General features: G+C 43.0%; 12 protein-coding genes. 9 read left to right on the top strand and 3 right to left on the bottom strand.

The window, feature by feature from the left end; translation table 11 throughout:
• Positions 1 to 214 precede the first annotated feature (214 nt).
• The 3 genes from RTX25_RS11355 (at position 215) to RTX25_RS11345 (ending at position 1,238) form a co-directional block, all read left to right on the top strand.
• Positions 215 to 550, top strand: a complete 336-nt coding sequence (locus RTX25_RS11355; RefSeq protein ID WP_312653757.1) for a hypothetical protein — start codon at positions 215 to 217, stop codon at positions 548 to 550.
• Between the two features lie 155 nt (positions 551 to 705).
• Positions 706 to 963, top strand: coding sequence for a hypothetical protein (locus RTX25_RS11350; protein ID WP_312653756.1), 258 nt, complete (start codon positions 706 to 708; stop codon positions 961 to 963).
• A gap of 47 nt (positions 964 to 1,010) precedes the next feature.
• On the top strand, positions 1,011 to 1,238 hold the full coding sequence (locus RTX25_RS11345) for a hypothetical protein (RefSeq protein WP_312653754.1): 228 nt from the start codon (positions 1,011 to 1,013) through the stop codon (positions 1,236 to 1,238).
• A gap of 137 nt (positions 1,239 to 1,375) precedes the next feature.
• Here the strand turns inward: RTX25_RS11345 and RTX25_RS11340 are convergent, their stop codons facing one another.
• Together RTX25_RS11340 and idi are read right to left on the bottom strand one after the other, a co-directional pair.
• A complete protein-coding gene (locus RTX25_RS11340) occupies positions 1,376 to 1,957 on the bottom strand; it encodes a LysE family transporter (protein ID WP_312653752.1) in 582 nt (193 codons plus the stop codon).
• Between the two features lie 121 nt (positions 1,958 to 2,078).
• Positions 2,079 to 2,612 (bottom strand): isopentenyl-diphosphate Delta-isomerase, encoded by a 534-nt coding sequence (gene idi / locus RTX25_RS11335; RefSeq protein ID WP_312653750.1) that lies wholly within the window; start codon positions 2,610 to 2,612, stop codon positions 2,079 to 2,081.
• A gap of 207 nt (positions 2,613 to 2,819) precedes the next feature.
• Here idi and RTX25_RS11330 point away from each other — a divergent pair, with 207 nt between their 5' ends.
• Both RTX25_RS11330 and RTX25_RS11325 read left to right on the top strand, forming a co-directional pair.
• The gene (locus RTX25_RS11330) at positions 2,820 to 3,611 is read left to right on the top strand and encodes an acyl-ACP thioesterase domain-containing protein (RefSeq protein WP_312653748.1); all 792 of its coding nucleotides are present in this window, start codon (positions 2,820 to 2,822) and stop codon (positions 3,609 to 3,611) included.
• Positions 3,581 to 4,213: a YdcF family protein gene (locus RTX25_RS11325; protein WP_312653746.1), complete on the top strand. Its 633-nt coding sequence runs from the start codon at positions 3,581 to 3,583 to the stop codon at positions 4,211 to 4,213. Before RTX25_RS11330 ends, RTX25_RS11325 begins: the two co-directional genes overlap by 31 nt.
• A gap of 73 nt (positions 4,214 to 4,286) precedes the next feature.
• On the opposite strand, the gene RTX25_RS11320 is transcribed toward RTX25_RS11325, so the two are convergent.
• Positions 4,287 to 5,750 (bottom strand): aminotransferase class I/II-fold pyridoxal phosphate-dependent enzyme, encoded by a 1,464-nt coding sequence (locus RTX25_RS11320; RefSeq protein WP_312653744.1) that lies wholly within the window; start codon positions 5,748 to 5,750, stop codon positions 4,287 to 4,289.
• Between the two features lie 278 nt (positions 5,751 to 6,028).
• Here RTX25_RS11320 and RTX25_RS11315 point away from each other — a divergent pair, with 278 nt between their 5' ends.
• From RTX25_RS11315 to rny, 4 genes are all read left to right on the top strand, one after another.
• Positions 6,029 to 7,759 (top strand): phospho-sugar mutase, encoded by a 1,731-nt coding sequence (locus RTX25_RS11315; RefSeq protein WP_312653742.1) that lies wholly within the window; start codon positions 6,029 to 6,031, stop codon positions 7,757 to 7,759.
• 39 nt (positions 7,760 to 7,798) lie between these two features.
• Positions 7,799 to 8,893 carry a capsular biosynthesis protein gene (locus RTX25_RS11310; RefSeq protein ID WP_312653740.1) on the top strand — a complete coding sequence of 365 codons (1,095 nt, stop codon included), beginning with the start codon at positions 7,799 to 7,801 and terminating at the stop codon, positions 8,891 to 8,893.
• Between the two features lie 128 nt (positions 8,894 to 9,021).
• Positions 9,022 to 10,125: a recombinase RecA gene (gene recA / locus RTX25_RS11305; RefSeq protein ID WP_312653738.1), complete on the top strand. Its 1,104-nt coding sequence runs from the start codon at positions 9,022 to 9,024 to the stop codon at positions 10,123 to 10,125.
• Positions 10,126 to 10,426: 301 nt separating this feature from the next.
• Entirely contained in the window at positions 10,427 to 11,983 is a 1,557-nt protein-coding gene (gene rny, locus RTX25_RS11300) for a ribonuclease Y (protein WP_312653736.1), read from the top strand.
• Positions 11,984 to 11,991: the final 8 nt, after the last annotated feature.

Below are 11,991 nucleotides of genomic sequence, written 5' to 3'. Positions count from 1 at the left end.
CCGAACGGCATGTACGGTGGTGTGAGAGGGGGAAGAAATTTCTCCCTACTCGATTCTATATATCGATATTTGAGATGAATTTAGAATTCACATCTTTCTTGAATATACATCACTTATTTGTTATGCTTATACTATATAAAAAATGTGAATATTATAAAATGATTATGTTCAAAAGTTTGAATATAAAAAGATCATGGCAGGAGTGGTAAGGAGTATGCCTTTATTTAGTATGGTTTCTCAATGGATCAATATTGTCGGATTATACCTCATCATCGACGGCATTCTGCTCTACAGGGGAAAGAGAACGCCAAAGTATGCACAGGAGAGGGTATCAGAAAGTGAAATGGATGCCTGGCGCAGAACCCGTACGTTCGCACATATCATGATGGCTTTCGGTTTCTACACATTTACATTTACCAGGAATCTATCCATGGAAGCAGTTATTGCCTTCTTCATCAATATCGCCGGTCTATTACTGATTTTTGCAGGACAGATCATCAGCATCAGAAACAACATCAATAAGATGGGGAAGTGGAGTGCAACAATCTGACAGCTCCTGATCGAAGAGCAGATTTATTATTCTAAGTTAAATTTCCAGCTGACAGCGATAGTGATCTATCAAAAATGAAGCTTTATGAGATCTATGTTGAAAATTGAATACTTGAAGAAGATTACAATATCATCGATAAGAAGGGAGCTTGATATATGGATATACTCGTAGAGTTATTTCTCGAATTTCTCGTTGAAGGGACTGCCAAAGCCGCAGAATCTAAAAAGACGCCAAAATTAACGAGATTATTTGCTCTTGTTCTCATTATTGGAACGATGCTGCTTCAGTTTTTTATGGCCTATATTAATAGAACGGAAAAGGAAATGATGGGGACTTTTATTGTATTCGGTAGTTTAATCGCCTTTTTCCTGCTGAATCTGCTATATGATTATGTGAAACTGAAAAACGCCTAAAGATAGAAGTTTCGAATTTACAGAAAAAAGGAGGAGAGACCAGAGATATGGGAAGAGATAAGCGAAACACTCTAATCATTGTACTGACGTTGGTTGTAACATCTTTAATGTACAGACTGATTGAAGGACGAACGGGAACTTCCGGTTACAATCCTTTTACGAAAGGTTTCGATGGAAGAATTGTCGTGATTTTCGGATCATATGCTGTAATCACCCTTGCGGTCTATTTTGTGCTGAGCAGATTTGTCTTTAAGGAAAACCGTAAAAAGAAGTAATCAATCTTTTTCTACTGAAAGTAATCAATAAATCAGATTGCTGTAATCTTATCTATAAAGAAAATGTCATTCGTTCATTCGAATCCTATTTTCTTTATATCTTGATTATTGAGATAACCTTCTATGAATCTCTGTGATCAGAAGAACAGCGAGACTGCAGTGTACACAAGAAGCAGCGCCATAATGGTATTAACGAGCCTTGCATGTTCCGAAAACAGCTTTCTGAACAGCGATCCGAAGAGCGCCCATAGAATTGTACTTAAAAAGCCCATGGAGGTCAGAAGAATCGTAAAGAAAAAGAGCGTCACTCTTTCCTGATAGTAGGGCAGGATATAGGATCCCATGGCGGTTACACTGTAGATGTAGAGCTTCGGATTGATGAACTGAAGAAGGACCGCTGTGGAAAATCTGGCATCAGTCATTCTGCTTGGCTTAAAGTCCTTTCCGCTGGTGAAGATCTTATAGGCAAGGTAGAGCATATATCCTGCTCCGATGAAGAGCATGAATGGCGCAACCTTGGGGATATAGCTGTAGAGAAGGTTTGAGAAGAATGTACTGAGGAGCATGACGATTAAAGCTCCCGCAAAAACCCCCAGATTGAACGGATAGCTCTTTTTAAAGCCCATACGGCTGGCATGGGTCATGGACATGATATTATTGGGACCGGGTGTAACCGACATGATGATGATATAGGTCAGAAATGCAGTCCAGTTGAACATAAGAGCCTCCCGCGGTTTTAAGATTTCAATTGTTTACTTATAACTTTAGGTCCTAAGCCTATGGTTGTCAAAGTATATTAAGAGAAAAGACATGTCATCCCGACATGTCTTTCGGACAATTTTATGCTGTTTTTTCCGTTTCCATCGCTTTCAGAAAATCAAATTCACTGATGATTCTTTTAAACCAGAAGGTGTATTTTTCAGGACTTCTTTCCATATCCGCCTTGAGATCCTCCATAGCAATCCATTTATAGTCATGGACTTCCTCTGTATTGATCTTCGGATCTCCATTATAGCGTCCGACAAATACATGATCATATTCGTTCTCGGTGACGCCGTTGTCAAAGGAAATTTTATAGGACATCTCATGAACATGAGAAAGCTCGGTATCAAATCCCATCTCTTCGGGCAGTCTTCGATGTACAGCATTCATCGTAGTTTCTCCGTATCTAGGGTGACTGCAGCAGGTGTTGCTCCATAGCCCCGGTGTATGATATTTATCTAAGGCTCTCTGCTGAAGCAGAAGCTCGTTTTTATCATTAAAGACAAATATGCTGAATGCTCTATGCTTGACACCTTTAAAGTGTGCCTCTTCTTTGCCCATATATCCCAGAAAGTTATCTTGTTCATCTACGAGGATCAGTATATCTTCCATTCTTTTTTCTCCATTTCATTCTTTGATTTTGACTATTATAACCAATAATCACATTTTGAGCAATCTCATTGTTTCCAGTCTTTTATCAAATATTAAGATGAATTTAAAATATTTGGGATATATTCATAATATCGACGCTTCAACTTACAGAATGTCAGTAATGAAGCATTTAATTTACAAGAAATTTTTACGGAACGGGAGGACATCATGAAGGAATATTCCAAAGACACAATCATAGATTTCAAGGAGACAGACCGGTTTCTATATATGAAACTGGACTCATTCGTGCAGATGCTCAATACGACATCCATGTACCACACTGTAAGTCTGGGCCTTTCACCAAATTATATGGAAGAGCTCGGCATGGTATGGGTTCTGTATTCCTGGAAGCTTCATCTGTCCGAAGGGGACTATTATGCCAAAAAGCTGACCTTTACGACTTTTGCACTCTTTCACAAGGACATCTACTCTCACCGCTATTTCTATGTGACGGATGAAGAGGGGAATATGGTGGGCTACGCTCTGTCGGTCTGGATTGTCATCGACAAGGACAGAAGAAAGATGGTGAAGATTCCAGCTCCCGTAAAGGAAATCTATACCGGCGGACTGGACGAAAGCCTTTCTTTAAGGCAGGATTCGATTGTAAAAGCTCTTGATCCGACACCTCTCAAGAAAAGAAAGAATGTGGAGTACACCCATGAAAAGTTGATTGAGCTGAGATTCCAGGATATCGACAGCAATCAGCATGTGAACAATACCGTCTATGTCGGCTGGGCGATGGAGTCACTAACTACAGACAGGGACGAGACATACCTGATCGAGCATGTACCGGAGGATATGTCCATTGTCTACAAGAAGGAAAAACTCCCTGGTGGAAGTGTTCTTGTGAAAACGGAGCTCAAGGACAATCATTCCTATCATGAAATACTGGATGAAGACGGCTGTCTTCTATCCCTCGTGGAGATCTTATGGAAAAAACGAAAAACAGACGGTATCTGAACAATGGAAAACTGAAGTATGTCATCTTCATTCTAGCCTCAGTATTTATCCTCACATTTATCATAATTGAAGGACTCATCATCTATCATGCCTCAAAAACCTCAGAGGAAAGAGCGGATGTCCTCATCATCCTTGGTGCAAGGCTCTATGGAAGGACGCCTTCTCCATCGCTTCAGTTTCGGCTGGATGAAGGTTATGCCTATCTGAACACTCATCCGGATACCATAGCTGTTGTATCGGGCGGCATGGGTAGAGGAGAGGAGATTACAGAGGCATCTGCCATGAGAGACTATCTTCTGGATAAGGGAATTTCTCCTATGAGAATCCTTACGGAAGAGCACTCTTTCAATACCTATGAGAATGTCGGTTTCAGCATCAGTGTACTGGAGGAAAATTTCCCTCAATGGAATCTTCAGGATCTGAAATTCGGGATCGTGAGCAACGACTACCATGTCTATCGTGGAACACTCATCGCCCGGGAAAAAGGCCTGGATGCTTTCGGTATCCCTGCAAAGACCCCGCCAACAACACTTGTGAAAGGCTATCTCAGAGAATATCTGAGTGTGCTCAAATATCTAATCATCGACCGGAACCGTTCATAAATTTCCCGTGCATTTTAAAACCGGAAAAGCTGCATATCACTATGCCGCTTCTCCGGTTTCTGTTTTCATTACCCTATTTATTGACCACTTTGATGTATTCCACTCTCGGATCTTCCGTTCCCTGAACATATAATCCTGTCTTTTTCAGATCATTGACATAGTTCACGATTTCTTCTGTGATGACCTCTCCCGGACATAGTACTGGAATTCCCGGAGGATAAGCCATGAGGAATTCTCCTGAGACTTCTCCGATGCTGTCTTCGAGAAGTACAGATTCCTTTTCGGCATTGAAGGCTTCTCTTGGAATAAGAACCTGTTTCGGAATGGATGGAATGTCCAGGAAGTCAGGCTTCACCTGATTCATGTTCATGTATTCCAGACTGATTTCCTTAAGTGCCTCGATGAGCTTGTCCATGTTTTCTCTGGTATCACCGAAGCTTCCTACCGCAAGGGTGTTGTACAGATCAGATAGCTCCATCTGGATGTGGTACTTGTTGGCCAGGATCATATCAAGATCGAATCCTGTTATGCCGAGGTCTCTGCAGGTGATGCAGACCTTTGTGGGATCCAGCGCATGAACCCCGGGATTCCCGAGAATCTCGTTTCCGAAGCAGTAGAAGCCTTCGATTTTGTTGACTTCATTTCTCAGATAGGTGGCATTTTCAATTGCCTTATCCAAAAGCTCCTCACCTTCAAGAGCGATCTGCTTCCTTGAGGTATCCAGGGATGCAAGGAGAAGATAGGAAGGTGATGTGGTCTGAAGAAGGTTCATGATCTGCTGCACTCTCGCTGCACTGACATATTTCGTTCTCACATGGAGTATCGAGCCTTGAGTCATGGCACCGATGATCTTATGGGTGCTCTGTGCACATAGATCTGCGCCTGCTTCCATGGCGGACATGGGGAGTTTGTCTGAAAAAGCGAGGTGGGGGCCATGAGCTTCATCCACAATGAGCGGAATGTCATACTCATGAACGATCTCTGCGATTTTTTCAAGCTCCGTCGCAACGCCATAGTAGGTCGGATTGATGATGAGCACCGCTTTTGCATGCGGATTCTCTCTTAGAGTTTCTTCCACTGTTTCAGGCGTCACTCCCTGGGCGATACCCAGCTTCTTGTCCAGCTCAGGCTGCATATAGACCGGGATGGCACCACTAAGAATGATTCCTGCTGTAATGGATTTATGCACATTTCTGGGCACAATGATGGTATCTCCGGCACTGACCACGGACATGATCATGGCCTGAATCGCACCTGAGGTGCCATGGATGGAAAAGAAAGATGCATCTGCACCATAGGCATCGGCTGCAAGCTCCTGTGCCTTTTTGATCGGTCCTGTAGGATGATGCAGGGAGTCGACCAGCTGGAAGACAGTGACATCTATCTTGAAGGGATTATCACCCATGTATTTTTTGAATTTCTTTTCAATTCCTTCTCCTTTTTTATGACCTGGTACGTGAAAGGGAACAGTTTCCCGATCCACATATTCCATAAGGGCATCAAAAAGAGGTGTTTCGTTTTGGTTCAGCTTATACAACTTTACAGCCACCTTCTTTCAGTATACTCATCATTGTGGTAGACATTCATTTTAAAAATAACTATTTTATAATAGCATAAATCTTTGATTTTACAATGATAATTCACATTTCTTTGTTACTACCATTCTATTATATATTGAAGAGATTTTCATCTCATCTGGATAAACATTTTTTTCCTCTGCAGACAAACCTGACCAATACAAGATAAACCTGTGAAATCTCTCCGAGAATATATTATAATGTGAGTAAAGTATGCATCTACAAAGGAGGAAACATCATGTCCTATAAAGAAACACTTCAGGAATGGCTGGACAGCGAATTCGTTCTGCCCGAATTCAAAGACGAACTTAGGGGAATTACTGATGAAAAAGATCTGGAGGACAGATTCTATACAGAACTCGAATTCGGCACCGCAGGTCTTCGCGGTATACTTGGTGCGGGAACAAACCGCATGAACATCTATACTGTCGGCAAAGCCACTGAAGGTCTCGCCAGATATCTGAAAGCGAATATAGAACACCCTTCCTGTGCAATCGCCTATGATTCCAGAATCAAGTCCGACGAGTTCGCCAAAGTGTCCGCACTGATTCTGGCCGCACATGGTGTCAAGGTCTATCTTTATGACGCTCTTGCACCGGTACCGCTTCTCTCATTTGCCGTAAGGCATTACAGTACCAGCGCAGGTATCGTCATCACCGCATCTCATAACCCCCAGGCGTATAACGGATATAAAGTATACGGATCCTACGGCGGGCAGGTGACCGACGAGGAAGCGGATAACATTCTTAAGGAGATACGCTCCATAGAAAGATTTGAAGATGTTTCTTCCATCACTAAAGAGGAAGCTGTGGAAAGAGGGCTTCTTGAATATATCGGTGAAGAAGTGATCAGAACCTATATCGACTCCATCAAGACACTGACCGTGAAAAAAGATATGGTGAAGGAAAACGCCCATAAACTGAACATCATCTACACGCCGATCCACGGTTCAGGAAATATTCCTGTGCGTCGTGTTCTGAAGGAGCTCGGCTACACAAATGTCAATGTGGTCAAGGAGCAGGAGCTTCCAGACGGAACTTTCCCGACAGCACCTTATCCGAATCCTGAGAATCCTCAGGTCTTCGAACTGGCACTGAAACTCGCAGAAGAAGTCAATCCCGACATCATTTTCGGCACCGATCCTGACTGCGACCGTGTCGGCGTCATCGTGAAGGACAGCGAAGGAAACGACCGTGTTCTTTCGGGAAATCAGATCGGCATGCTCATCACCTATTATCTCCTGAAAGCCATGAAAGAGGAGAATACCATTCCGGAAAACGGCGTGGTGATCAAGACCATCGTTTCTACAGAAAGCGTAAGAAACATCACCGACGACTTCGGTGTAGATCTTCTGGATGTCCTGACCGGATTCAAGTATATCGGTGAAAAGATCGAAGAATACCAGGAAACCGAGGAAAAGACATTCATCTTCGGTTTCGAAGAGTCATTCGGCTACCTCGCCGGTACCTATGTAAGAGACAAGGACGCAGTTGTCGCATCCATGATTCTCTGTGAAATCGCGACTTACTATAAAACAAGAGGAATGACCCTCTATGATGCACTTGTGGAGATCTACGAGAAATACGGGTTCTTCAGAGAAGAAATCGAATCCTTCACACTCGCAGGTAAAGACGGTCAGGAAAAAATCAGAAAATGCATACAGTATTTCAGAGACAATACCCTTACAGAAATCGGCGGCGTGAAGACGCTCTACAAGGAAGACTACAAACTCCGCGAGAAGGTTTCTGTTCTAACAGGAGAAAAGACATCCATCACGCTTCCAGCGTCAAATGTCATCAAATACACTCTGGAAGACGAGTCATGGTTCGTCGTAAGACCATCCGGTACAGAGCCTAAAATGAAGGCTTATATGGCCGTCAAGGGACATTCACTTGAAGATGCAGAAGAAAAGCTATCCAGATTCAAAAGTGAAGTGATCTCCATCGTGAACAGGGGTTTTGAAAATTAGGGTAAGCCCTCATCTTCAGAAAACCTCAAGGAGGATAAATTGGAATATATCAAACATTTTAAATCAAAACTCTCAAGCCTTATTTTTCTGGAACTCAATAAAGAGATCATCGCCACACATTTTGAGATTCCCGAGGTAAGGCAGATCAGTGAAGATCTATTTCTGCCGTTGTCTCCGGAATACATCGCGGACAACATCAATAAGGATCTGACTAAAGATCTACCTTTCGGTGAATTCGTGAAAGGCATGTATTATGTAGCTGGTGCCGATCCTGATTTCAATCAGATCGGACTGTACCGTACTATACTGACCGGGATCAGCCGGGAAGGAGTCATCAAAGGACTTGTGACGAAACTTCTCAAAGAGGAAAAACTGGAAGATGCACTGATCTACCTTCTGGGCTTATATCATATCCACAGAGAACAGGAAGTCTTAAGAAATACGCTCGTGCTTCTTGAGGAGCTTTCCCTGAGTGGTGAAATGTATCGTGATGCCCTTAAAAAATATGCCGAAGAGGCTATAGCGGCAGGCATGAACGAAGGGTATCTGTTCAAGGGCTCTGCTCTGAGATTTGCAGGTGATTTCAGCGGTGCGCTTTTCAACATCAGAGAATATCTGAGACTCGGCGGAGAGGAAACAAATGAAATCTCTGAAGAGATCGAATTTCTTGACCGTAAGTCACGCATCACTGAAGGGGAGGAAATCCTCTATGAAAATCCCCAGAGGTTTCTTGAACTTGTCCTTCCTTTGCTTAACCGCGAAGAAGACAATCCGAGACTTCTTCTGATGATCGCCATAGCCTACCGGATACTGAAAAATCACGAGAAAGCCATCTACTATCTCAATGATGCTCTGGCTGTGGATTCCGCATATGTGGATGTCCTGAATGAGCTGGGCATAAACTATGCTGCAATCGGAGACTATCATCAGGCAGTGAAATACTTCAGGACTCTTTTTGAACAGGTAAGGACCATCGAGATTCTGACAAACCTCATCATGTGCTATCTGAACCTTGGCGATCTCAAGGCAGCCAAAGAACATATCGCCATAGCGGAGCTCATGGACAGTGACGATGAGATTCTTCTTGAAATAAAAGGCTACGTGGAGAAACTGGAAAACAAAATGAATAAATAGTGTTTTTTACACCATAATACATACCAGTTAATCCGGTTGACAGTGCAGTGAATTTACCTTATAATTAATTGAACGAATGTTCTTTATTGGAAGAATATACAATTTTAAACACACAAGGAGTGAATGATTTGGCTAATATTAATGCAGATAAAATGAAGGCTTTGGATGCCGCTATGTCCCAGATCGAAAAGCAGTTTGGTAAGGGTTCAGTCATGAAACTTGGCGCAGATTCTAAGCTCAATCTGGATTCAATTCCTACTGGCTGTCTCGGACTGGATATCGCACTCGGAATCGGTGGTATTCCAAAAGGCAGAATCATCGAAATATATGGGCCTGAATCTTCAGGTAAAACCACAGTAGCTCTGCATTGTATTGCTGAAGCTCAGAAGCTTGGCGGCATAGCTGCATTTATCGATGCAGAACATGCTCTTGATCCGCAGTATGCAAAAAGACTGGGTGTGGATATTGACAATCTTCTTGTTTCACAGCCGGATACAGGCGAACAGGCAATGGAAATTGCCGAAGCGCTCGTCAGATCCAATGCAGTTGACCTGGTCATTGTCGACTCCGTAGCCGCACTTGTACCAAGAGCGGAAATCGAAGGCGAAATGGGAGACAGCCACATGGGTCTTCAGGCAAGACTGATGTCCCAGGCATTAAGAAAGCTTGCCGGTACAGTCAGCAAGACACACTGCAGCATTCTCTTCATCAATCAGCTAAGAGAAAAGATCGGTGTCATGTTCGGTAACCCCGAAACCACACCAGGCGGTCGTGCACTGAAATTCTACGCTTCCGTACGAATGGATATCAGAAGAATCGATTCCATCAAGAACGGTGATGATGTCATCGGTAACCGAACCAGAATCAAAGTCATCAAGAACAAGGTCGCCGCTCCATTTAAAATGGCGGAATTCGATATCATGTATAACGGCGGTATTTCAAGAGAAGGAAACGTGCTGGATGTAGGGGTCAAGGAAGAAATCGTGGACAAGTCCGGAGCATGGTTCTCCTATGAAGGTACCCGACTCGGACAGGGTAGAGAGAATTCAAAGATCTACCTTGCAGAGAATCCAGGCACACTACTGGAAATCGAAAACAAAATCCGTTCAAAGTATAATCTGCCTTTAGCAGTCATGTCTGATGCAGCACCGACACCGGTAATTGAAGCTGAAGAATCGTCAGATCTGAACGAAGAAACTTTGAAGGCTGGAAAAAAATCCAAGCAGGAATAAACCCATTCAGACGAAACCGGTCACTCGACCGGTTTCATTTATTTTTATCTGGAACACTTCACAAGAACGGTTCATTTTCCTCCAGAATCCGATTGCTCTGAAAAATCAGTTTAATGCAGGAGAGCGTTCAAAAAAAGGACAAAAAGCCCTTAAAACGGACATGATTTATTTGACACTTATAAGGGGATACGATACAATAAATTTGTATTGGTTTATCAATTGAACAGTGAGAATAATATGCACTTTCCAAGCTTTCACATTTAGCTATAAAAAATGACTAAATAAGCAAGGAGGTGTAAATATGAGCACAGAACAAATTGCTATCATCGTAACCGGTGTGGTTACCTTATTAGTGGTCGGTGCCATAATCTTATATTTATCGAATAGTAAATTGAAAAAAGCTAAGGAAATCCTTAGCAATGCGGAAACAGACAGCAGGAGAATCCTTGAGGATTCAAAAAAAGAAGCGGAAGCCCTAAAAAAAGAAGCATCACTTGAAGCCAAAGACGAAGCCTTTAAGCTGAAATCGGAAGCGGAAAAAGAAGTACGCGAACGCAGAGGCGAAGTCCAGAGACTTGAGAGAAGGACCATTCAGAAAGAAGAATCCTTGGACAAGAAGATGGAACAGCTGGAAAAGAAGGAAGAAACACTGAACAAGAAGATCTCCGATCTTAGTGTTAAAGAGCTTCAGGCAGAAGAGCTGCTTGCATCAAGACGATCCGAACTTGAAAGGATCGCAGGACTTACTCAGGAAGATGCTAAAAAAGTGCTTATGGATGAAGTCAGAGGCGAGGTTCAGAGAGATCTGACCATGATGGTCAAAGAAATGGAATCCAAAGCTAAGGAAGACGCAGACAAGAAGGCACGTGAAATCATCACTACTTCAATTCAGAGATGTGCAGCGGATCATGTATCTGAAACAACAGTACATGTTGTTACCCTGCCAAACGATGAAATGAAGGGAAGAATCATCGGTAGAGAAGGTAGAAACATCAGGACACTTGAAACCCTGACAGGAGTCGATCTCATCATAGACGATACTCCAGAAGCTGTTATTCTATCAAGTTTTGACCCGATCAGAAGAGAAGTTGCAAAACTTACTCTTGAGAAACTGATTGTAGACGGTAGAATTCATCCTGCCAGAATCGAAGAAATGGTGGAGAAATCCAAAAAAGACGTGGAAAATGAGATCAAGGAAGAAGGCGAACAGGCATCTTTCGAAATCGGTATCCATGGTATTCATCCGGAACTGCTTAAGCTGCTGGGAAGACTGAAATTCAGAACAAGTTACGGACAGAATGTCCTTAAGCATTCTATCGAAGTGGCCAACCTGGCTGGGCTTATGGCTTCAGAACTGGGATTGGACGTAACACTCGCAAAGAGGGCAGGACTGCTCCATGATATCGGAAAAGCCGTAGATCACGAAGTTGAAGGTGGTCACGCAATCATCGGTGCAGATTTAGCGAAGAAATATCACGAATCGGCACTTGTAGTCAACGGAATAGGCGCTCACCATGGTGATGTCGAAATGATGTCCATGGAAGCCGTACTGGTTCAGGCAGCAGATGCAATATCCGCGGCAAGACCAGGCGCAAGACGTGAAACTCTTGAAAACTATATCAAGAGACTGCAGAAACTGGAAGAAATTGCTAACTCTTACGAAGGTGTTGAGAAGTCATATGCAATTCAAGCTGGAAGAGAAATAAGAATCATTGTTAAACCTGAAGTGGTTGACGATCCGGGAGCCATGCTTATGGCAAGATCTATTGTGAAGAGAATCGAGGAAGAAATGGAATACCCTGGACAGATCAAGATCAATGTGATCAGAGAAACCCGCTCGGTTGATTACGCAAAATAATCCGAAAC

Source organism: Proteiniclasticum sp. (assembly GCF_032054185.1).
Classification (GTDB): Bacteria; Bacillota; Clostridia; order Clostridiales; family Clostridiaceae; genus Proteiniclasticum.
Note: the sequence above shows the minus strand (reverse complement) of the source record. Positions and strands in the feature narration are given on the sequence as shown.